At 59.0% G+C, this 21143-nt stretch carries 21 protein-coding genes and 1 pseudogene; 8 read left to right on the top strand and 14 right to left on the bottom strand.

Annotated features, from left to right (window positions below):
* Positions 1-81: 81 nt before the first annotated feature.
* Positions 82-927, top strand: a complete 846-nt coding sequence (locus AC13C2_RS12540) for a glycosyltransferase family 2 protein (protein ID WP_482886992.1) — start codon at positions 82-84, stop codon at positions 925-927.
* A 4-nt stretch (positions 928-931) separates the two neighbouring features.
* On the opposite strand, the gene AC13C2_RS12535 is transcribed toward AC13C2_RS12540, so the two are convergent.
* The 10 genes and pseudogenes from AC13C2_RS12535 to AC13C2_RS12490 all read right to left on the bottom strand — a co-directional run bounded on the left by AC13C2_RS12535 (position 932) and on the right by AC13C2_RS12490 (position 9415).
* Entirely contained in the window at positions 932-1897 is a 966-nt protein-coding gene (locus AC13C2_RS12535) for a glycosyltransferase family 2 protein (protein WP_482886991.1), read from the bottom strand.
* A 302-nt stretch (positions 1898-2199) separates the two neighbouring features.
* Positions 2200-2502: pseudogene (locus tag AC13C2_RS12530) on the bottom strand (transposase); the annotation flags it as partial.
* Positions 2503-2586: 84 nt separating this feature from the next.
* Positions 2587-3471: a DUF2189 domain-containing protein gene (locus AC13C2_RS12525; RefSeq protein WP_482886990.1), complete on the bottom strand. Its 885-nt coding sequence runs from the start codon at positions 3469-3471 to the stop codon at positions 2587-2589.
* Entirely contained in the window at positions 3465-3635 is a 171-nt protein-coding gene (locus AC13C2_RS12520) for a hypothetical protein (protein WP_482886989.1), read from the bottom strand. Before AC13C2_RS12520 ends, AC13C2_RS12525 begins: the two co-directional genes overlap by 7 nt.
* On the bottom strand, positions 3632-4510 hold the full coding sequence (ccoP, locus tag AC13C2_RS12515) for a cytochrome-c oxidase, cbb3-type subunit III (RefSeq protein ID WP_482886988.1): 879 nt from the start codon (positions 4508-4510) through the stop codon (positions 3632-3634). The genes AC13C2_RS12520 and ccoP overlap by 4 nt, the downstream gene beginning before the upstream one ends.
* Entirely contained in the window at positions 4501-4674 is a 174-nt protein-coding gene (locus AC13C2_RS12510; protein ID WP_482886987.1) for a cbb3-type cytochrome c oxidase subunit 3, read from the bottom strand. The genes ccoP and AC13C2_RS12510 overlap by 10 nt, the downstream gene beginning before the upstream one ends.
* The gene (gene ccoO, locus AC13C2_RS12505; protein WP_482886986.1) at positions 4671-5450 is read right to left on the bottom strand and encodes a cytochrome-c oxidase, cbb3-type subunit II; all 780 of its coding nucleotides are present in this window, start codon (positions 5448-5450) and stop codon (positions 4671-4673) included. The genes AC13C2_RS12510 and ccoO overlap by 4 nt, the downstream gene beginning before the upstream one ends.
* A gap of 4 nt (positions 5451-5454) precedes the next feature.
* A complete protein-coding gene (ccoN, locus tag AC13C2_RS12500) occupies positions 5455-7107 on the bottom strand; it encodes a cytochrome-c oxidase, cbb3-type subunit I (protein ID WP_092763082.1) in 1653 nt (550 codons plus the stop codon).
* Positions 7104-7280 (bottom strand): cbb3-type cytochrome oxidase assembly protein CcoS, encoded by a 177-nt coding sequence (gene ccoS, locus AC13C2_RS12495; RefSeq protein ID WP_092763080.1) that lies wholly within the window; start codon positions 7278-7280, stop codon positions 7104-7106. Before ccoS ends, ccoN begins: the two co-directional genes overlap by 4 nt.
* Positions 7277-9415, bottom strand: coding sequence for a heavy metal translocating P-type ATPase (locus AC13C2_RS12490; RefSeq protein WP_482886985.1), 2139 nt, complete (start codon positions 9413-9415; stop codon positions 7277-7279). Before AC13C2_RS12490 ends, ccoS begins: the two co-directional genes overlap by 4 nt.
* Before the next feature lie 530 nt (positions 9416-9945).
* Between AC13C2_RS12490 and nirK the strand changes: the two genes are divergently transcribed.
* Positions 9946-11112, top strand: coding sequence for a copper-containing nitrite reductase (gene nirK / locus AC13C2_RS12485; RefSeq protein WP_482886984.1), 1167 nt, complete (start codon positions 9946-9948; stop codon positions 11110-11112).
* 136 nt (positions 11113-11248) lie between these two features.
* On the opposite strand, the gene mprF is transcribed toward nirK, so the two are convergent.
* The 3 genes from mprF to AC13C2_RS12470 form a co-directional block, all read right to left on the bottom strand.
* The gene (mprF, locus tag AC13C2_RS12480) at positions 11249-13849 is read right to left on the bottom strand and encodes a bifunctional lysylphosphatidylglycerol flippase/synthetase MprF (protein WP_482886983.1); all 2601 of its coding nucleotides are present in this window, start codon (positions 13847-13849) and stop codon (positions 11249-11251) included.
* A gap of 132 nt (positions 13850-13981) precedes the next feature.
* Positions 13982-15106 (bottom strand): S1C family serine protease, encoded by a 1125-nt coding sequence (locus tag AC13C2_RS12475; RefSeq protein WP_482886982.1) that lies wholly within the window; start codon positions 15104-15106, stop codon positions 13982-13984.
* Positions 15107-15229: 123 nt separating this feature from the next.
* Complete coding sequence (locus AC13C2_RS12470) at positions 15230-15847, bottom strand: DedA family protein (RefSeq protein WP_482886981.1); 618 nt, start codon at positions 15845-15847, stop codon at positions 15230-15232.
* A 315-nt stretch (positions 15848-16162) separates the two neighbouring features.
* Between AC13C2_RS12470 and AC13C2_RS12465 the strand changes: the two genes are divergently transcribed.
* Positions 16163-16420 carry a hypothetical protein gene (locus AC13C2_RS12465; RefSeq protein ID WP_482886980.1) on the top strand — a complete coding sequence of 86 codons (258 nt, stop codon included), beginning with the start codon at positions 16163-16165 and terminating at the stop codon, positions 16418-16420.
* On the opposite strand, the gene AC13C2_RS12460 is transcribed toward AC13C2_RS12465, so the two are convergent.
* Positions 16373-16702, bottom strand: a complete 330-nt coding sequence (locus tag AC13C2_RS12460; protein ID WP_092763067.1) for a YidH family protein — start codon at positions 16700-16702, stop codon at positions 16373-16375. The genes AC13C2_RS12465 and AC13C2_RS12460 overlap by 48 nt on opposite strands.
* On the opposite strand from AC13C2_RS12460, the gene AC13C2_RS12455 reads away from it, so the two are divergent.
* The 5 genes from AC13C2_RS12455 (at position 16679) to AC13C2_RS12435 (ending at position 20935) form a co-directional block, all read left to right on the top strand.
* Entirely contained in the window at positions 16679-17536 is an 858-nt protein-coding gene (locus tag AC13C2_RS12455; protein ID WP_482886979.1) for a DUF502 domain-containing protein, read from the top strand. The genes AC13C2_RS12460 and AC13C2_RS12455 overlap by 24 nt on opposite strands.
* Positions 17537-17676: 140 nt before the next feature.
* A complete protein-coding gene (locus tag AC13C2_RS12450) occupies positions 17677-17895 on the top strand; it encodes a hypothetical protein (protein ID WP_092763062.1) in 219 nt (72 codons plus the stop codon).
* A gap of 483 nt (positions 17896-18378) precedes the next feature.
* Positions 18379-18810, top strand: coding sequence for a hypothetical protein (locus tag AC13C2_RS12445; protein WP_245737585.1), 432 nt, complete (start codon positions 18379-18381; stop codon positions 18808-18810).
* 77 nt (positions 18811-18887) lie between these two features.
* The gene (locus AC13C2_RS12440) at positions 18888-19559 is read left to right on the top strand and encodes a winged helix-turn-helix domain-containing protein (RefSeq protein WP_482886978.1); all 672 of its coding nucleotides are present in this window, start codon (positions 18888-18890) and stop codon (positions 19557-19559) included.
* Positions 19556-20935: a HAMP domain-containing sensor histidine kinase gene (locus AC13C2_RS12435; protein ID WP_339640723.1), complete on the top strand. Its 1380-nt coding sequence runs from the start codon at positions 19556-19558 to the stop codon at positions 20933-20935. Before AC13C2_RS12440 ends, AC13C2_RS12435 begins: the two co-directional genes overlap by 4 nt.
* Positions 20936-21143: the final 208 nt, after the last annotated feature.

Below are 21143 nucleotides of genomic sequence, written 5' to 3'. Positions count from 1 at the left end.
TCCGTTCGTTCGCAGCCCTCGAACGCTTCGGAGGACGCGAGATTTTTGAGCACCAACACTTGCTACGGGAATTGTGAGACCATGGGAATTGTCAAAGTCGCCGTTGTCATACCGGTCCATAACGGTGCTGCAACCCTGGCGGCCACGCTGGACAACCTGTTGCAGCAGACCCTTGCTGATATTTCCATCACCGTCGTGGAAAATGCATCGACGGATGAAACCATTCGCGTGGCACAGGAATTTCGCGACCGCGACGACCGGGTCTCAATCGACATCGGGACGACGCTCTTGCCGCCGCTGGAGAATTTCAGCCGCGCCATGAGGATCGGCGCAACAAAGGGCGAATACTTCGTGCTGCGCGCTTGCGACGATGTCTCGACCCTCGATTATCTTGAAGTCTTGGCCGAAGCCCTCGACAGCCAGCCCGCATGTCAAATGGCGGCTGGTAAAACAAAGCTAGTCGCCGGACCTAAGGGCGAGCGGTTCAAGACCCCGCATCCCAACGTTTTCAACTTCAAGGACAGTTATGAAGGCGGGCGGGTGCCCAGGAACCTCACCTTCCCAGCCGAGTGGATTTACGGGATGTTCCGTTCCGAAACGGTCGACCGGTTGCAGGCGCGATGGAGGGAGCTGGGGACGCCGTGGTGCTCGGCATCATATGCCGTGTACGATTTCGTCTTGCAAGATCAGGTGGCCTATGTGCCTGATACGTATTATATTTTTGCGGAAGGGTCGGGGTCCGATAAAACATACGGCGCAAAGGGCTTCCGCGCTCAACTGAAGCGACGCTTGGATTATTGCCTGGGCTGCTTTGCGCTGCGCCATGATCTTCCGCCGGTCTCTCCGGTTACGACAGTCAGGTTCTTCTTGATGTGTTGGGCCGACTCGCGTCGTAAAACCGGCTACAAAATGCTCGGTTTCCTCTAGGGTATCAACGAACAATACCCGAAAGGGACGCAACGCCGTCGAAGCGGCGTGTGATGTCGCACATGGGTGACTGCGCAAGGGCATCGGTCCGGCTTATCATCGTGGCATACATCTGTGCACCGCCGGCATGTTGGCCCCGTTTGGCATTGTACTCGAACCCGTTCACGCCCTTGTAGAACTTGTAGTGAAGAAGCGCCGCAATGGACTCGGAGACCGGGACGGCGGTGTCGATCGCATGTGGCCCGCGATGAAATTTCATGCCCGCCTGCCATCTGAGCAATGCGAATTTATTCAACACCACCGGAGAGTTGGTAAAGGCGGATTTTGTCACGGCCCGCGTGATCCTGTTCTGCCAGGCTTGCAGCCGGTTTGGATTTAGCGGTCGCTCCATCGAGGAATACCGGGACATCAGCGCGCGTTGGAATTTGGACAACGGCTTTGGGGTGAAGAAATGTCGCTCCCTCACGCCGCCCATGAAGCACACCGCCGGGGTCGGAAACCGATTGGCGAAGCTTTGCGGCAATGCCGAGATGCGCAATCCATCTGGCGGCATCCCTTGCCCGTCAAAGAACGGGTAGGCATCCTGGAGCGGGCTTGTGCCTTGATAGTGTTGCTCGGTAAATGGCCGATCAGCATACATGTCGATCATCACCGCCATCAGCGCGTGTTCGTCTTTTTGATCCATGGATTGCGCGAACTTCGGCAACGTTCCGGCCTCTTCCCGGAGATAAAGGAATTCATCCATGTCTGGCAGGCTGACCCATGCGTTGTCGCAAAAATGGTCCAGAATGTCCTGCCGCCAAACGCCGACGTTATTTTTGAATTCAGCGCCCTGATCGGGCCGGAATACGGCCACGTCTGGCTGATTTTGCAGGTTTTCGAAGGTGCCATCGGTGGACCGGTCATCCACGATGTAGAACTGATTGACGCCTAGGGCACGGTAGTGATCAAGGAATTGATCGACGATCATCGCCTCGTTATGGCACAGGGTGACACAGGACACCTGCGGCAGACCATCGACAGTGGCGTCGGATCTTGCGCCAGTGATCTGTTGCAGGGATCCAAGTCGTATGAGATCCGGGTTGAGGCTCATTTCCTGTTCCTTGTCCGAATGGACCAGCGTGAATTGGGCCATGCGGTTTGCGCCGATTATCAAGAGGTCACCCGATCTTTGAGGCTCGCCCAGAACGTGGGTAACGCAGCCGGGTGGGGTTTCCAAGCGACTTGAACTGACCCGACGAAACCTGTTTTTGGAATTCCTAGGGTCAGGGCTCATAGCCAATATATGACAGTTGCGGCGAGGGCGATGGCGGAGAGGAAGACCTTGGGACAGCGATCACAGTGTGTCGCCACACGCCGCCAATCCTTGAGCCTGCCGAACATGATCTCGATGCGGTTGCGTCGCTTGTACCGGTGCTTGTCGTACTAGATGGTTTTCTTACGCTGTTTTCGACCGGGGATAAATGCGCGTACCCCTTTGTCTTTCAACGCTTCTCTGAACCAGTCGGCATCATTTCCGCGGTCTCCGAGCAGCCAGTCGACGTCCGGCAGGCTGCTCAGCCATGCTCGCGCGCCGATAGGGCTTCCTTCCATTCCGTCAAATGGATTGCACCATCAAACCGGGGGATCAAACACCGGGAAAGGGCGCGATCTTCGAGGTCATTCCGCCGGACGGATGAACATGCGCTCGGTGTCACCCTCTTGCCGATCATCGGGACGGATGGCGCGGTAGGCGTGCCATGTGGCGTGACCCAGCATCGGAAAGACGATGACCAATCCGATAAAGGCCGTCGCGACCGAAAGGGCGAAAAGGACCATCACGATCGCACCCCAAACCAGCATGACCGGAAGGTTGGCCCATACCATCGCCATGGAAATGCCCATGGCCGAGAGAGCGTCCGTCCGCTCGTTCAGCAGCATGGGCACGGCGAAGACGCTGATCGCGAAGGCGAAGGCCGCGAAAAGCGCCCCGACCGCACTCCCCGTCAGAAGCAGCGCCCAGCCGGTCGGGGTCAGGAACAGCATCGGGATCAGCGCATCCGTGCCTGGAAAGGGAACCATGCCGAAGAAGAGTGCGTAGATCAGCACGGCGGCCCTGAGCCAAAGCAGGAAAAGCCCCAGCAGCATGACGCCCATGAACAACGCCTGATAGCCGGAACGCGGTTTTACAAAGATCATCCCGGCCAGGTCGGTTCTCTCGCCCGTCTCCAGACGACGGCTTTTTTCATAAAGACCGTTCGCGATTAGCGGGCCGAGGACCATGAAACCCGCAAGCGCGGGAAAGAGCGCGTATTCATAGCGGAACTGGAACAGCACCAGAACCACGAGAAGCGAGCCGGCAAAAACGCCCGCTCCGTAGAGCAAGCTGGACACCGGATTTGTCCACAAATCAGACCAGCCTGCCCGAAGCCATGTGAAGACCGTACGCCACGGCAGGTTGCGTGCGCGCAGGTTTTCGCGCGGCAAGGGCGGAACCACCTTGGGGATGATGCCCCCAGCATGGGGATTGTCGGGCGGGGGCGGATCAGTGCGGTCGCTCAGCATGACGGTTTCGCCGCACGAGGAGCGGCGCCTTTTTCTTTTGTGACTTCGAGGAGGCAATCGGGCTGGGACCCGATGGCAACGATGACAAGGTGGGCATTGGCCGCGACAAATCCCGCGACCAGCAGACCGGCCGAGCTGACGGCGAAAAGGCGCGGGCGGGTCATTCGCCTTGCTCCGCGCCAAGATCCTGGATGTAGAGCGTAAGTGCCATGCGCTCGGCGACCGTCAGTCGGTCTTCCCACGCAGGCATCCAACCTTGGCGGCCGAGGTTGATCGTCGTGAACATCGACGCATCGTCCCCACCGTAAATCCAGAAATCATCGGTGAGATTGGGTGCGCCAAGTTCCTGTATGCCCTTGGCGTTCTCGCCGTGACAACTTGCGCAGTTTTCGGCGAAGATCGTCTCGCCTTCGGCCAACCGGTCCGGGGCAGCTTCCGTATCGAGCCCCGAAAGGGACTGGACGTAGTCCACGACGGTCCGAATTTGCGGTCGGGTCAGGATGCCGGTCTCACCGAAGGCCAGCATCTGCGCCCAGCGGCTTTCGGGATGAGGTGCGTTGATCCCGACGCGCAGGGTTTCCATGATCGTCCCTGCGTCTCCTCCCCAAAGCCATGCACCGTCCACAAGGCTCGGGAAGCCCGGCCCGCCAGCAGCATCTGATCCGTGACATGCGGCACAGCTGTCGCCGTACAGGGCTGGCGCGGTCTGTTCGACCCGAGCCATCAGGACGGCATCCTGGCGGATTTCCTCTACCGGAAGTGTGGCGAGCGCCCGCGTCCACTCTGCTTGTTCGGCATCGGCCGTGAGCACTTGCTGTTTGATCCGCTCCCGATCATCGTAGCCCAGAAGGCCCTTGGTATATGTCGTGACAAGTGGCCACGCTGGCATCAGCACCCAATAGACCAGAGCCCAGATATGGGTCACGGCAATAAAGAACCAGACCGCCCGTGGCACGCGCGTGTTCAATTCGGTGATACCGTTCCATTCGTGGCCGGTCGTTTCGTGTCCGGTCAGCGGATCGCGTTCCTTTACTGACATGGGCCGTCCTCATCGTCGAGAATGCTCTTGGCGGCCTTGTCGAAGCGTTTCCCCAGACTCGGCCAGAACGCATAGACGGTGATTCCAACCGACAGGACCATCAGGTAGATCAGGCCAAAGGATTGGGCGAACGCCGATGTCCATTCATAGGTCAGTTCCATCATTCCTCTCCACTTGCCGGTTGCGTCTTGGTCGGCAGATCGGTCAGGCCGCCCAGAATTTGAAGGTAGGCGACCAGCGCATCCATCTCCGTCAGACGGTCGCTGCGACCGTCGAATATCCGCACGTTCGTCTCGTCTCCGTAGCGGTCGAGGACACCGTCCGCGCGCTCGGTGTCGGGCAGGGCCTGACCAAGCGCATCGGAGGCCGCGCTTCCAATCTGATCATCGGTATAGGGCACACCCACAGCCCGCAGGGCGGCAAGACGACCCGGCAGGCTGTCGGTTTCAAGCGCGGTATCCAGTAGGAAGGCATACTGCGGCATCACTGATTCCGGCACCAAAGCACGAGGGTCGACCAGATGGCGCACCTGCCAGTCGTCCGAATACTTCTCGCCCACGCGCGCAAGATCGGGACCGGTGCGCTTCGATCCCCAGAGCATCGGGTGGTCATACTTGCTTTCGACCGCAAGCGAGTAGGGACCGTAGCGGTCCACATCGTCCTGAAGCGTGCGGATCATCTGGCTGTGACAGGCATAGCAGCCCTCGCGGATGTAGATATCGCGCCCGGCCTGTTCGAGCGGAGTATAGAGCCGCATGTCGGGGTCGGCTTCCACGGTGTCGTCGATGGTGAAGAGCGGCGCGATCTCAATGAAACCGCCCACGCCCGCAGCCAGGATGATCCCGACGCTCAGGGCCATCGAATGCCGCTCGGCGCGGTAATGGGTCTTCGCGTGAAACTCGAAGAAGCGGGTGAAGGGTTTGAGAAGTGTCCTGAACATGGTTCTACTCCGCCGCAGGGACGGCAGGCTCGTTTGCCTCCGATCCGGTTGGATAATCGAGTTGCGGTGCCTGATGACCGGCACTCCGGATCGTCATCACGACGTTAAACGCTCCGATCACGGCACCCGCGAAGAACAGGGCTCCGCCGATCATGCGCGCGATGTAGTAGGGATGCATCGCCACAAGTGTATCGGTGAAGGAATAGGCGAGCGAGCCGCTCTCGGTATAGGTGCGCCACATCAGCCCCTGGGTGATGCCGCTGTTCCACATGGCGAAAACGTAGATGACGGTTCCGGCCAGGGCGAGCCAGAAGTGCCATTCGACCAGCTTCCAGCTGTACATCGTCTCCTTGCGCCAGAGCACCGGCACGACTGCATAGATCGACCCGAAGGTGATCAGCGCGACCCAGCCCATTGCCCCCGCATGCACGTGTCCCACCGTCCAGTCGGTATAATGCGACAACGAGTTGACCGGGCGGATCGCCATGAACGATCCCTCGAAGGTCGATAGGCCGTAGAACACCGCCGCCACCATCATGAAGCGTAGCGTGGCGTCGTCGCGCACCTTGTGCCATGCACCGTTCAGCGTCATCAGCGCGTTGCCAGCGCTGGCCCAGGACGGCACCAGCAGCATGACCGAGAAGGTCATTCCCAGCGTCTGCACCCATTGCGGAATAGCGGTATAGTGCAAATGGTGCGAGCCCGCCCAGATATAGAAGAACACGATCCCCCAAAAAGACAGGATCGACAGGCGGTAGGAATAGATTGGCCGTTCGGCACGCTTGGGCAGGAAGTAGTAGAGCATGCCGAGGAAACCGGCGGTCAGGAAAAAGGCCACCGCGTTATGGCCGTACCACCATTGCGTCATTGCATCCTGCACACCGGAGAAGGCGGAATAGCTCTTTGCCGCGCCGAAGGACGCCGGAACTGCAAGGTTGTTGACGATGTGCAGCACCGCAACAACCAGGATGAAGGCCAGGTAATACCAGTTGGCGACATAGATATGCGGCTCGTTCCGCCGCGCCAGCGTGCGGATATATAGCACGAAATAAACGACCCAGACGATCACCAGCCAGATGTCGGCATACCATTCCGGTTCGGCGTATTCCTTGGACTGTGTGACGCCCATCAGATAGCCCGACGCCGCAATGATGCAGAACAGGTTGAAACCCAGCAGCACGAACCAGGGCGAGATATGGCCAGCCAATCGCGCGCGACTGGTACGCTGCATGATGTGAAACGAGGTGGCGATAAGGGCGTTGCCGCCGAAGCCGAAGATAACGCCCGATGTATGGACGGGCCGGATGCGCCCGAAGCTCGACCAGGCGGCATCGAAGCGCAGCTCTGGCCAGGCCAGTTGCGCCGCGACCCAGACGCCCATGCCCATGCCCACGACCGCCCAGAACAAAGACAGAAGGATTCCGACCTTGGTGGGATCATCGTAGTAGCTTGCCGAGCGGTCTTCAGTCGGCTCGGGACCATAGAGTACGTTGCCCACGAGGAAGAACAGCACCCCGGCAAAGATCAGCGTGATCCAGCCATGCACTCCCATCGGATCGCCCCGGCCGACTATGGCCATGGCGAAACCTGCCAGAGCGACCATGCCCGACAGGACCATCGCAGCCTGTCGCTCACCCGTGGTCAAGCGGTTCATCATCTTGCGGTCTCCTTTTTCGGGGGAAGCGGGGTGTCGCCATCGTCATGCAGGATGCGCTCGGCGTCGCCTGCGAGATCGTCGTATTGACTGCTACGCAAGCTCCAGAAGAAGGCACCGAGGCCGATGGCACCCATCAGCAGTGTGATCGGGATCAGAAGGTGGAGGATCGTCATGCCGGAACTTCGCGAAACATTGCATCCGGCACAGCGTTTGCGACCGCACGTGGGTTCAGGCGCAGCGAATTCGCTACCACCGCAATGGACGACGCCGACATGGCGATGGCCGCGATCAGCGGCGTGACGAGACCCGCGACCGCAAGCGGTACGGCGATGCAGTTGTAGAGGATCGCCAGGCCGAAATTCTGCCGCACGATGTGGCCCGTGCGGCGGGCAACGCCGACGGCCTGCGGTACGGCGCGCAGATCATCGCGCAGGAACACCAGGTCGGCGGCAGCGCGGCCCGCCTCGGATGCCGATGCCGGTGACATCGACACATGCGCGGTGGCCAGCGCCGCCGTATCGTTCAGACCGTCGCCCACCATCAGCACCCGGATGCCCTGCGCGCGCAGGTCGTCAAGCCACGCAATCTTGTCAGCGGGGCTCATTGCCGACTGTGCACCGCGAAGACCCAGAAGGCCCTGAACCTGCGCCACGGCCGGGGCCGCATCGCCGGACAGGATTTCCCCCGGCAGGTTCATCAGGGCAAGGTCCGACACTGAATCCACTGCACCATCGCGCAGTTTTTCATCCAGCGGAAACCGCAGCATCTCGCCGCCTTCGAAGGCAAAGGCAGGCCCGTCACCTGTCATCACATCGGCCGCAATTTCGCCGACCCAGGATTCCCGGCCCAGCCGCGCCCGTCGCCCGTCGATCACACCTTCGACGCCGAAACCGGGGCGTTCTGCGACATCCACGGGCGCTGTGCCGGGCACGGCAAGTCGCGACGCGATCGCGCGTGCCGCCGGATGCGCCGATCGCGCGGCCAGAGACGCAACTGCAACCTGCGATGCGGCATCAAGCTTCGGCAGTACCCTGATCGCCGGTTCTCCGGTCGTTAGCGTCCCAGTCTTGTCCCACGCCACGAGGTCGATGTTCGCCAGCCGCTCCAGCGCCGAGCCATCCTTCATCAGGATGCCCTCGGCCATCAATCGTCCGGCGGCGACCACGTGGGCGACCGGCACGGCAAGGGCCAGCGCGCAGGGACAGGTCACGATAAGCACGCTGATCGCGATGAAAGCGGCCTGCTGCCAATCGCCGGTGACGGCCATCCAGCCGATGAATGTCGCCAGCGCCAACAGGTGAATCAACGGCGCATACAGCCGCGCCGCGCGGTCGGCGATCCGGACATACTGTCCGCGACCTTCCTCCGCCGTGGCCAGCATTCCCATCATCTGCGCAAGAAAGCTTTCGCTGACAGGGCGCAGGACCACCACATCGATCGGACCGGTCAGGTTCAATGCCCCGGCCTCGATCTCGCAGCCGGTGCGCACGGATACGGGACTGGACTCGCCAGTCACCAGGGCCCGGTCGAGATCGGTAGCACCAGAGACGATGCGGACATCGACTGGAATACGCTCGCCTGCCGCGATCCTCAGGACCATGCCCGGAACGACTGCATCGACCGCAATCGTGCGCTGCCCGCCCGAGGGGGTGATCTCCACCGCTTCGCGCACCGCGAGGCGTGCGAGCCCCGTCATCGCGCTGCGCGCTCTGTCCCGCATCCTGTGGTCCAGCCAACGACCGATCAGGAGGAAGAATGTCAGCGTCACGGCGGCGTCGAAGAACACCTGTTCGCCACCCCGGACCGTCTCGTAAAGGCTCAGCCCCGTTGCCAGCGCGATGGCCAGTGCAATGGGAACATCCATGTTCACGCCCCCGCGGCGCAGCGCGGCCCAGGCCGAGACAAAGAAGAAGCGCCCCGCATAGGCCACGATCGGAACCGCGATCAGGGCGGAAATCAGATGGAACGTCTCCCGCGTAGTGCCTGTCGCACCGGACCAGACTGCCACAGACATCAGCATGACGTTCATCGCACCGAACCCCGCCACGGCGACGGCACGCAGCAGCGCCTGGCCTGTCCGATCACCCGCTTCCACGGACAAATCGGCTGCGTCGATCGGTGTCGCCGGATGGCCGATCCTTTCCAGTTCGGCAAAAATCCCCATGAGACCGGGTGAGTTCGGCACAGGCGTCACAACGATCCGTCGCAGTGTCAGATTGGCGCGCACGCTCTCCACATCCGGAAGCGCCGCAAGGGCGCGCTCAATCGTTGCAACGCAGCCGCCGCACCGGATGGTCGGTGCAGACAAGGTGACTGTTTCTGAACGTGTCGAACTGATGGCGGCGGTGGCAGGCACAGGAGGGACCCAAGGTTTTGTTTATCAACTCCTAATGTCGCGCGCTTCTTCACTTCTTGACTTGGATCAATTCGGTTGAGGTTTGGTGGTGTAGCAAGAATTATTCTGTCGTGATGGGAACGTATTGCGGTGCTGCATTCAGATGTTTCCTTAAAGGCGCGCACTTGTTGCTGTTCCTATTCTGCATTGGGATCGCGGTCGCTCAGCTGCCCGATCATCCACGCGCCCGGTTCCGCCATGACAGGGCAACGCATCGATGATGATGTAGTCGCAGTGCGTCCAGAAATTCTCGAAAATTTGCAAGAGGATGAGAATAAGCTCCGGCCGCACCACCGCGACACATGCCTTCACCGTAATGAAAGCCGACCGAGAACGTCATTACGACGGGTGAGACTAAATCGCGAGCGCCGTAGCTTTTTCAAGAAGACGTCCCTCCATGGACCGTTTCGATACCGGATGACAATCTTGAAGGAGAAACAGCAATGCCAACGCCAAACAACAAGGCAAACGCCAGCCGGAAAGACCACACCGCATCAGGGGCCGACGGGGCTTTGCGCGTCGACCGCCGAAGTCTTCTCGTCGGCTCGGCCGGTCTGGCCGCTGGGAGCATTCTGGCATATTCGCCTGTCGTCGCACAGACCGCCCAGGCCGGGCAGGCCCAAGCTGCCGGACATGGGCTGACCCCGGGTATGGTCGGCAACCGGCTATATACTTCCAACCCCACCCACCCAACCATGGCGGACATCAGCGAGAACCCGGCCAACGTGCCGCCGCCGATCACGCGCACCGAACCTGCGACCGTCCGGCTGGAATACGAGACAATCGAGCTTGAGGCGCATCTTGACGGCAATACGAGCTATCGGTTCTGGACCTTCAACGGCAAGGTTCCCGGTCCGTTTGCGCGCGTCCGGGTCGGCGATACCGTGGAGGTCTATCTCAAGAACAACGAGGACAGCTGGTTTGCCCATAACATCGACCTGCACGCCGTAACCGGACCCGGCGGCGGCGCGGCGCTCGGCTCGCCGGGGCCGGGGGAGAGCTACAGTTTCAAGTTCAAGGCGCTCAATGCCGGGCTTTATGTTTATCACTGCGCGGTATCGCCGGTGGCGCAGCACATCTCGAACGGCATGTACGGCCTGATCCTGGTCGAGCCGGAAGGCGGGCTGCCCCCGGTCGATCGGGAATACTATGTCATGCAAGGCGAGCTTTACACCGAGGAACGCATCGGAACCCCGGGTCTGCTGACCGAAAGCTACGACAAGCTGGTCGACGAGCGTCCCGAATTTTTCATCTTCAACGGCCATACCGGCGCGTTGACCGATCACTACCCGCTCAAGGCCAAGGTCGGCGAGACCGTGCGCATCTTCTTCGGTGTCGGAGGACCCAATTTCACGTCGTCGTTCCACGTCATCGGCGAAATCTTCGACCGGGTCTATGTGCATGGATCGCTGGAGACGCCGCCGCTGAGGGATATCCAGACCGTCATTGTTCCGGCTGGCGGCTCCGCCGTGGCGGAATTCAAATGCGATGTTCCCGGACGTTTCGTGCTGGTCGATCATGCGCTGTCGCGGGCGGAAAAGGGCCTCGCGGGCTATCTGATTGTCGAAGGAGACGAAAACCCGGATCTGTTCACGTCGCTGGACACATAATAGATCCGCTTTGGGTCAAGAACAGGAAGCGGGTGCCGAGGCCGTGCGGCTCCGGCACCCTCGCTGCAGAGCTCTGAAGCGCGTCGCGCGATTTCCCGGATGAACCCGTCCGGTTTTCGGGGGTTGACGTAACACATCACCCCGGCGCGACGACTTTGCGCATGCCGCCGGCAATCAGCGACGCCGCGTCCGTCGCGATTAGCAGGATGTTCGCGCGGGGCGGAGCAACCAGAAAGCGGGGTTTCCACTCGGGATCAAACTTCTCCTTGAAGTTCCGCAAACCATCGAAATTGTAGAAATGCCCGCCGTGGCGATAGACAAGTGCGCCAAGTTTCATCGTCCACCGACTGCCGCGCCGGGTTTCAAGTCCGGCGAGCGGTGCCATGCCAAGGCTGAATGCACGGAACCCTTCGGCTTTCAGGTGCAGCATCAACTCGGTAAACAGATAATCCATCAATCCGGACGGTGCATCGTCGACGTGTCGCATGAGATCTATCGTTGCGGTGTCTTTCCCTTCGGTCGTCAGGACATTGGCAAAGGCGACGATGCGCGTATCGTGCCGCACGATGGCAATGGGAAACCGACGCAGATAGTCAGGATCGAACCGGCCGACGGAGAACTGCTTTTCCGAGGTGCGCTTGTCCGCTAGCCATTGATCCGAGATGTTGCGCAGCACATCGATTGTCGTGTCATCGACCGGTGCGCTCAGCATTTCGAAGCTAAGCCCATCCCGGCCCGCGCGATTGTAGGCCGTGCGCAATTTCTTGCGGTGACTGCCTTCGAGCGAGAAGTCGGCCAATGGCACCACGGCCTCTTCGCCCATCTTGTGCATGGCAAGACCCATCTCGGCCCAGAGGGCCAGATTGTCCGTCGCGACCTCGTAAAATACGGGCCGCGCATTGGCCGCATTGGCCGCATCGAAAAATTCCCACGCCAGTTGGGCAGCTTCGTCCGGATCACCGACAGGATCGCCAAGCGCGATCCATGAACGTGCTTGAACGCGATACATCAGAAATGACCGCCCGCTGTCGGAAAACAGCAGCGACTTGTCTCCGGTCAGAGCGAAATTCGCATCCGGATTGGCCTGTGTCGCAATGACTGAACGAGCCTGTTCGATTTCTTCTGGACTGGCGAGTTCGGCTATGACCCTTGGCGGGCGCAGGGCGGTCACGAGTGCGAACAATCCGATCAGAAGCGCCCCGACCAGGCCGGCGCGGGTTGCACGCGGCGCGGATTGATCCGCCGCGAACTGCCACCACAATTCATTGCTGTATGGAGTGGCCTTGTATGCAAAGAAATAGACGCTGGTACCAGCGATGATGATCGATACCAACAGCAGGACCCAGCGCAGTGACAGCGGGTTACGCGTCAATCGCGCGCTTCGGTAAAACTCGCGCTTGCAGGGCAGCAGAATGAGGATCATCAGCAAAAGGATGCTCGCCCGCTCATAATCAAGCCCATGCGCCAGCGATGCCACGATCCCGGCCGCCAACGCGCCCACTGCAACCCACCACGCGCCCTCCACACGTCGCATCAGGCCATGCGCAATAACCAACAGCGCTGCCCCGATGGCGCTGGATAACAGGGCGCCGCCTTCCACCAGGCCCAGGGGTAGGAGCAGTTCCATTTCTTCGGCGACGTCGCTGGACGCCGGAATAACAGCCGAAAGAAGCATGAAGACGCCGGACGCGAATATCATCGCCGACATGGCCAGCGGCACGATCGAGCTGACGGCACCAAAGATCGGCGCTAGAGCCTGCATTCGGGGTGACTGGACCTTGGTGCTGGCCATGCGCAACTCGCTGAGGGCCAAAAGAGCAAGGGCCATCGCGAAAGGCACAAGATAATAGATCAGACGGTAGAGCAACAAACCCGCAGCGGCCTGATCGACAGGGACCGAAGCGGGCAGGGCCGTGAGTATGATGGTCTCGAAAACACCGACCCCGCCGGGCACATGGCTGGCGACGCCTGCGAAAATCGCAGCGGCGAAGACCGCCAGAAACGTGGCAAACCCCATGTCGTTGGGCGGCAGCAGGAGATAGAGAACAGTCGCCGCCATGAGGATGTCGATGGCGGTAAACAGCAACTGACCACTAAGCAAACCCAGAGATGGCATACGGAATCTACGGCCGCGCAGGGTGATTTCGGATTTCCGCAGCGCCATGATGGCCGGGATCCCCAGAGACGCAACCAATGCCACGATCCCGGTCCATCGAAGAATGGCCGGGCTAATAGAAGTCAGCGATTGCAAGGCATATGGGTGATAGGCGAGTGCGCCGAACCCGACAATTGTAGCCCCAAGCCCAAACGCCAGTGACCCGAAAACCGCAATCGCCGCGATGTCGTAAGCGGTTAGTCCCAGGGATGAATAGATGCGATAGCGCACCGCGCCGCCGGTAACCGGACCTGCCCCGACGGTATTGCCGAGAGCATAGCCCAGAAATCCGCCCGTCATGATCACAGGAAGCGGAAGCTTCTTGCCGAGATACCGCAGGGCGGACCAGTCATATCCAATCAGGGCGGCGTAACCCGCGAACATTGCCAGCAAAGACAAGGCGATGATATGCCATGGCGTGCTGCGGACCTGATCCATGACGTCCCTGAAATTCACCGGTTTCAGCAACTGGTAGAGCGCGTATGCGCCGAGTGCGAACAATCCGGCGGTCAGGAGATAGGGGGCGACCGGCTTGACCCGTGCCCAAATGCCGGAAGATGGCGAAGTATCGGAAATCGTCACGTTGGCCCCTCATTTGGCGTCTTTTATAAATATGTAACCCGCCCCGGCGCAAATGGCACCAGGGCGGGTCGTCGGCCGTGAGTGACGACCTCCGCTGCGTCCCGAAGGGTTCGAGCCGCAGCGAAGCTTTTATCAGGCGTCCTGCGCTTTCGCGCGATTTGCCAGAGTGACATCCAGCGTCATGCGTTCTCCTTTCCGCAGAACCTGGACCTTAGAGACGGTATCGGGGGCAGTGCCGGCAACGGCGCGGGTCAGGTCGCGGGCTTCGTCGATCTGTGTGCCATCAAAGTTGAGAATGATGTCGCCGGTTTGCAGGCCGGCCTTTTGCGCCGGTGCACCGTCCACGACTTTCTCGATCTGCGTGCCCTGGCCCTCCTGAAGGCCGAGGATGGATGCGACTTCATCGCTCACCGGCTTGATCTGGACGCCCAGCCAACCCCGATCGATCTGACCATCGTCCTGAAGATCTGCAACCACCTTTGCGACAAGGTCAGACGGTACGGCAAAGCCGATACCGGCGCTTGCACCATCCGGCGAGAAGATCGCGGTGTTGACGCCGATCACTTCGCCCTTGTCATTGAAGAGTGGCCCGCCGGAGTTGCCTTTGTTGATGGCCGCGTCGGTCTGGATGAATTCGTCGAACGGTCCCGCGTTGATGTTACGGTCTTTGGCCGAAACGATACCTGTCGTGACTGTGCCTCCGAGACCAAAGGGATTACCCATCGCGATGACCTCGTCGCCCACGCGCATCGTATCGGATGAGCCAAAGGTAACGGTCGGCAGGTCCGACCCTTCGATATCCAGCAATGCGATATCGGTCAGCGGGTCGGTGCCGACCACTGTGGCTTCGTATTCTGATCCGTCGGCGAACTTGACCGTGACGGTCGTTGCCCCGGCGATCACATGGTTGTTGGTGACGATCAGTCCATCGGACGAGATGATGAAGCCGGACCCAAGACCTTGTCGGTCAGGCACGTTCGGCATTTGCGGCATGTTGTTACCGAACCGCCGCTGGAATTCCCTTAAGAACTCCTCGCTGGGCATCCCGCCGTCAGCGCCGACAGGAGTAGCCTTCTGGGTGACCTCGACCAGAACAACGGCCGGGCTGAATTGTTCGATCAGATCGGCATAGCCGCCTGCAGGAACCGCAAGTGCGGCGGAAGGCGCCAGCGAGACGAGACCGGTAGATGCAACGGTCGCCGCAAGGAGTGCTCCCGTCAGCTTCGTACGCCGTTTGGGAGAGTGTAGATGTGTCATGAGAGAAACTCCGTATTCATGCGTTGTGAAACACATGTCGGCTCGGCAGATTAAGCTGTCTTCGCGGCGGCTATACAGATTTGTAATCTTCGGCGGATTTTTGCAGTGGTCCGTTCGGGCACGTTAGTCGGCCTGTGCTTCGCGTCGCCTGAAAAACTGCCGGACAAGACGATAGATGTAAGCCCCAATCAGCCCGAAAACCACGACCGTCGAAACCGGGTCGATCCAGACCGCAACGGTCTCATATTGCGATTGCAGCAGGTATCCCGCACCCGCAAGCAGCCCGGTCCAGACGAAGCTGCCAAGAGTCGTGAATATGAGGAAAGGCTTGAGCGGCATTCCTGCCATACCTGCAGGCACCGAAATGAGCGTGCGCACACCGGGGATCATGCGTCCGAAGAAAACTGCGCGCCAGCCATAGTTTCTGAACCATGCCGCGGCACTGTCGACGTCTTTCGGAGAGATAGTGAGCCAGGCACCATGTCGTGCAGCAAACCGCTGCAACCGTTCTTCACCGATCCAGACGCCGATGTAATACCAGAACAATGCGCCAAGAACGGAGCCGAGGGTTCCGGCGAGGATCGTTGCTGGCAGCCAAAGCTGGCCTTCCGCTGACAAATATCCCGCAAGGGGCATCACAAGTTCGGACGGGATCGGTGGAAAAACATTTTCAGCGAGCATCAGAGCAGCAACGCCCACGTGGCCAAGACCACTCATCCACGTCGTGATCATTTCAAACATGCTCGGACCTCCAGGGCTCTCCGGGAAGCCGCATATCCTGCGAAACCCCTTTATGCGTCGAATAGATAGAGAAGGGACCTCTACGCGAACCTGACGGTTGGATTACGGATTGGTAAGGATATGAAGCCGAGATTATAGGCACGGATTAAAGCCTTGATTTGTTAGGGAAACTCTAAAAGGGGGTATGCTGAGGCAAATGGCACATCTTAGCGTACGATCCCGACTCCTATCTCGCTCAACATCGCCAGATGATCCGCCATCTTTGCCATCTTCGGTATGCTGATCATCTGGTTTCCGGGACTGACCTGGTGCTAGTTGCGCGGCCCGTCGCCGTCTGATCGAGCAGATCTCGGGTCGGTCCTCGGCCCCCCGAATGATCTGATCTTGCGGGTCTGGTGTGCAGATCCTGCGGTTGCTTTTGACGTGAAATACGACATCACCGAGGCCATCAAGAAGCGCTTCGATGCCGAAGGGATCGAGATCCCCTTCGCCTATCAGAACGTCATCGTGAAATCTTGGCCGGAGTCAGCCGCCGCGGGCAAGCCCGATAAGAAAGACGAAAACCGTGAGTAGAAGCATGGCCAACATAGAGGCAAAGAGAATTTCGATTGCGCCGAACATGGATCGCCCCGGGTCCGACCGCTCGATTTGCCTGCGAATGAAGATAAACCGTAAAGAGGCGAGCGCGACAAGCGCTGCGCTCGAAATAACCAATGCCAAGCCGGTCCATGTACCGTTGGGCGTACCGGGCAGGCGCTCAATGACTATTCCGAAACCGGCAATCGCGATCGCAGTCCGTATCCATGATAGATAGGTCCGCTCATTTGACGCATGGTCCTGAAACTTGTCGATCATCCGATCTCCTTGAAAGTTCGGGCTGTTTTGCGCACCACAGCCAATTATGAATTCATCGGCCGCAAATCACCAGCCGAAGTCCTGCCAACTTATGTAGGATGGCTGTACAACGAGAAGGACGAGACAGTGAATCCTTTGCGGTACTTCTGGGAAAAGGGGATAGCGAGTGCGTTCCTGACCGGGTTGTTTGTGCTGTTGCCGATCATCCTGACGCTTCTGATCATAGAATGGCTTGTCGGGAAACTCCGCGGTGCTTTGGGTCCCGGTACCCTCTTGGGCGATCTGCTGACCTCTGGCGGGTCAACGGTGATCGGCCCTGGTCATGAAACAGTCGCTTTCTGGCTTGGCCTGGCCAGCGCGCTGATCGGTGTCTGGGCACTTGGTGTCTTGGTGAAGTCTCAAGCGAAACGGCAGTTGGCGACCTGGATCGATACCTTGTTTTCGCGCGTTCCGCTGGTGCGCACCATCTACAAGCCGGTGAGCCAGGTCGTGCGATTGATGAACACTGACAATCAAGATGAATTTCAGGGGATGTCAGTTGTCATGTGCCGTTTTGGCAATGAGGAAGGCGCAGAGGTGCTCGCGCTGCTGACGTCGCCGCAGACCTATGAGGTCAGTGGCAAAAGACGGAAGCTTGTCTATTTACCAACATCGCCGATCCCGATGTCCGGTGGACTTGTTTTTGTGACCGAAGCCGCCGTCAGCGCCGTACCGGGCATGAATGTCGACGATCTTATGAAGATATATTTCTCGCTTGGGGCGTTGATGCCGGAACCGGACAAGGGTGGCCTGCCCAAGGCACCGCGTGTGGTACCGGAACAGGCGCCCTCATGAGATTTTCGTTCGCCTGAGACAGCGTGTGGGCGTTTCGAAGTTGGAAGCGTCGAAGCATTACATCGTTGTAATGCCACCGACAGGACGCGGTCCGTGATGCGACCCATATTCCTTTCACAAGGAACAAGGAGACCTGACACATGGAACGCATCAAATCATTGCTGGCAAGCGCGCTCGTGGCCGTGATCTTATTCGCCGGATTCGGCTTCGGTATCATTGCTGTAGGCTTTGCGATCGTCCTGGGTGGCGCCTTTGCGCTGGCGCTGCGATTGGCGGGACCACGGATCATAGCGGAGGCTGAAAAACGCGCTGAAACAGTACAGGACGAAACTTTCGAGGGTCAGCCTGCATCCGCCTGAGAACCAGTCTGACGACAAGGCAACGGCATGGGGTTACCAGCCGTTGCCATTTTTTATTATAAACCCAAGGCAGCAAACTCGATCAGCCACCGGACTTTGATGTTCCTGAGTTGTACAGAGCCGATAGTTGCTCAATATCTTGATGGCCCGGCATTTTCCGACTTCGCTGCCTGCCCCTCACATCAGCATCACATTGCCCCTATTTTCATCTCGGGCAGAATGCGGATCGTCGCTCGACCGCCCGGAAATGCCGACCGATGACCTCATGAGTGTGTCAGCAAGTCATGCCGGATTTATCCGTCAAGCCCGCCAGAGCCAGCATTCGATCAGTTCGCCCCCAGTCCCCGTGCATGACGAATGGACGTCTGGCAGTCCGATCGAACCTAACAAAGATGTAATGCAACGGTCAGTCGAACGAGAATGTCGCTCCATAGATCTGTCTCATCGGACGGGATGGTCCCGCCCAGCACCAAGGAGACGAACATGAAACGCAACAAACTCGCACTCGCTGCCACCTCCGGTCTTGTCGGCCTCTCGGTCTTTGCAGGATCGATGGCATATGCCGCCGAAAACTCCGACGCAAAATCGGCTGAGGAACTTCAGCAGTTTCTGACAGCCAACCCTGAAGTCGCAGCTGTCGTGGCGGATGTCGAAACCAAGACCGGCGGCAAGGTCATGGAAGCCGAGTTCGATGACGAAACCAAGGGCAACGGTGTTGTGGAGTTCGAAGTCGTGATGCCCGACAGCTCGAAGCAAGAGGTACAATACACTCTCGCCGACGGGTCGATGGCCGTCGATGTCCACGATAATGACGATGATGGCGATGACGGCGATGATGGCGACAACGAAGCCGACGATGACGGCGACAACGAATCTGACGATGACGGCGACAACGAAGCCGACGACGACAAGTAAGTCGCAGACATCTGATAAAGATGTAAGAATGCTGGTGGCCTCGTTTCGGGGCCACCAGAAGATCATGGAAGTGCATTATGAAAATTCTTGTCATCGAAGACGACAGAACGACAGGCAACTACGTTGCCGAAGGTCTTCGGGAAGAAGGCCATACGGTCGATTTGATGACTGACGGCAAGGATGCGCTTTTACAGGCCAGCACGACCGACTATGACATACTGATCGTTGATCGGATGCTGCCTGGGCTAGACGGCGTGTCGGTTGTGAAAACCATGCGCGGCGCCAAAAATCAGACACCTGTTCTGTTCCTGACCTCTTTGGGAGGCGTCGATGACCGGATCGAGGGCCTGAATGCAGGCGGCGACGATTATCTCGTGAAACCTTTTGCGTTCGGCGAGCTGTCGGCTCGTGTCGCGGCACTGGCCCGTCGCCCGCGTGCGACACAGGATGAAATAGTCTTGCGCGCCGGTGATCTGGAAATGGATATTATGCGACGCAAGGTGACGCGCGGGGGACAGCATATTGATCTCTTGCCAAGGGAATTCGCGCTTCTCGAACATCTTCTTCGCCGCAAGGGAAGGGTGCAGACCCGGACCATGCTGCTGGAAGCGGTCTGGGATATCAGCTTTGACCCGCAAACGAACGTGGTGGAAACACACATCAGCCGGTTGCGCGCAAAGGTCGACAGACCATTTGAAACAGAGCTGATCAAGACGGTCAGAGGGTCCGGCTACCGGATCGAAGAATGACAACTTTCAAAGAGAGAACGCAGGCCTTGCTACGGTCTACGCCGTTGCGCCTCGCCCTTGCTCTTGTTCTGCTGTTCGCGTTTGTAAGTCTTCTCAGTCTCGGCGCGTCATATCTGGTCATCCGGGATTCCTTCAGCAAAACAATGGAAACTGATCTGCGTCAGGACCTGGCTGGATTTCAGGCAGCCCCCTCGGCCGGTGCGGTCGCCCAGTTGATAGCAGCCGAAGCCGCGGTAACGGATCCGGAACGACGAATTCTCAGCTACCTGACTGCTGACGGAAAATACTATGGTAACGCGATGATCGCACGCTCCAGCGAGGGCTTCGGCGTGCTTTCCTTTCCCGATGGAGAAAACCTTCCTGAAGGTCCGTATCTTGCTTTGACCGCCAACCTCTATGGTGGCCAGTTGACGGTTGCCAACAGTCGCTCGCAGATCGAGGATTTGGAGGAACTTTTCCTCTATATTCTTCTTCTCAGTGTCCTGCCCACAACCGCCATCGCACTTGCGGCCGGGTTGATAATTTCCCGCCGCAGCGGTCGACGCATCGAAGCCGTCGGCCAAACCTTGAAGCAACTCACCCACGGGGACCTGTCTGCGCGGGTCAAGAACACGGCCGGGCGCGAAGATGATCTGTCTTCCATTGCCGAGCAGGTGGATCGCATGGCTGCCGCACAGCAATCGTCCGTCAATGCGCTACGGCAGGTCTCTGCTGATATCGCGCATGATCTCAAGACTCCGATCCAAAGGGTTGCTGTCCTTCTGAACCGGGCCAGAGAACTGCCGAACCTGCCTGACAAGCTTGAAACCATCCTGGATGAAGCGGGTCAGGAGACAACCGGCATCGTCGCGACCTTTCAGTCATTATTGCAAATCGCACAGATCGAAGGCGGTAGTCCGAAGAACAGGTTTCAACCGGTCGATCTGGGAGCACTGGCTGCGACCTTCGTCGAGGTCTACGAACCTTCAGCTGATGAATCCAATCATCGGATCGAGTCCGATCTGCCGGGGCAGGGAACCGCAATCGTTTCAGGTGAAAAAGGTTTGCTTGGTCAGGTTCTTGCAAATCTGATTGAAAACGCTCTGCGCCATACGCCGACAGGATCAGCCATCAGGGTTGCTGTTCAGGCGAGCCCCTCACGCATAGAACTTACTGTTGCCGATAATGGCCCCGGTATCCCAGTCGAAGAACGCGAGAACGTGTTGCGAAGGCTCTACCGGCTGGAGCGGAGTCGGACCACTTCAGGAAATGGTCTGGGCCTTAGCCTGGTTTCCGTGATCGCCGATTTGCATGATGCAAAGCTCGAACTTGGCTCAAACAACCCCGGTTTGCTTGTCAAGCTCACTTTTCCTAAGGCATCAAATGCGCCCGGCTGAAAATGCACAGACCGTCACTGCCGGTTCGCGGCGAAGTTGAAAGCAGAGCAGATATGCGAGAGGCCGGATTGAACGCGATCACATTCGCTGACAAGCGCCGTATGCGTCCGATAGTTTCGTCGGTCATGTCAAAGGCCTGTACCCTGTGGACGTCGCCGGGTTTGCGTTTGAAAAGCGTCTTTCGGTGACCACTCGCGACCCTTGGGTT

This window comes from Jannaschia sp. L-14R (genome assembly GCF_056857695.1).
Note: the sequence above shows the minus strand (reverse complement) of the source record. Positions and strands in the feature narration are given on the sequence as shown.

Bases quoted from the DNA above. Each gene is read 5' to 3' on its own strand.
- AC13C2_RS12540 (WP_482886992.1), top strand. From the start codon at position 82: ATGGGAATTGTCAAAGTCGCCGTTGTCATACCGGTCCATAACGGTGCT.
- AC13C2_RS12535 (WP_482886991.1), bottom strand. From the start codon at position 1,897: ATGATCGTCGATCAATTCCTTGATCACTACCGTGCCCTAGGCGTCAAT.
- AC13C2_RS12525 (WP_482886990.1), bottom strand. From the start codon at position 3,471: ATGCTGAGCGACCGCACTGATCCGCCCCCGCCCGACAATCCCCATGCT.
- AC13C2_RS12520 (WP_482886989.1), bottom strand. From the start codon at position 3,635: ATGACCCGCCCGCGCCTTTTCGCCGTCAGCTCGGCCGGTCTGCTGGTC.
- ccoP (WP_482886988.1), bottom strand. From the start codon at position 4,510: ATGTCAGTAAAGGAACGCGATCCGCTGACCGGACACGAAACGACCGGC.
- AC13C2_RS12510 (WP_482886987.1), bottom strand. From the start codon at position 4,674: ATGATGGAACTGACCTATGAATGGACATCGGCGTTCGCCCAATCCTTT.
- ccoO (WP_482886986.1), bottom strand. From the start codon at position 5,450: ATGTTCAGGACACTTCTCAAACCCTTCACCCGCTTCTTCGAGTTTCAC.
- ccoN (WP_092763082.1), bottom strand. From the start codon at position 7,107: ATGATGAACCGCTTGACCACGGGTGAGCGACAGGCTGCGATGGTCCTG.
- ccoS (WP_092763080.1), bottom strand. From the start codon at position 7,280: ATGACGATCCTCCACCTTCTGATCCCGATCACACTGCTGATGGGTGCC.
- nirK (WP_482886984.1), top strand. From the start codon at position 9,946: ATGCCAACGCCAAACAACAAGGCAAACGCCAGCCGGAAAGACCACACC.
- AC13C2_RS12475 (WP_482886982.1), bottom strand. From the start codon at position 15,106: ATGACACATCTACACTCTCCCAAACGGCGTACGAAGCTGACGGGAGCA.
- AC13C2_RS12470 (WP_482886981.1), bottom strand. From the start codon at position 15,847: ATGTTTGAAATGATCACGACGTGGATGAGTGGTCTTGGCCACGTGGGC.
- AC13C2_RS12455 (WP_482886979.1), top strand. From the start codon at position 16,679: ATGGTCCTGAAACTTGTCGATCATCCGATCTCCTTGAAAGTTCGGGCT.
- AC13C2_RS12460 (WP_092763067.1), bottom strand. From the start codon at position 16,702: ATGATCGACAAGTTTCAGGACCATGCGTCAAATGAGCGGACCTATCTA.
- AC13C2_RS12450 (WP_092763062.1), top strand. From the start codon at position 17,677: ATGGAACGCATCAAATCATTGCTGGCAAGCGCGCTCGTGGCCGTGATC.
- AC13C2_RS12445 (WP_245737585.1), top strand. From the start codon at position 18,379: ATGAAACGCAACAAACTCGCACTCGCTGCCACCTCCGGTCTTGTCGGC.
- AC13C2_RS12440 (WP_482886978.1), top strand. From the start codon at position 18,888: ATGAAAATTCTTGTCATCGAAGACGACAGAACGACAGGCAACTACGTT.
- AC13C2_RS12435 (WP_339640723.1), top strand. From the start codon at position 19,556: ATGACAACTTTCAAAGAGAGAACGCAGGCCTTGCTACGGTCTACGCCG.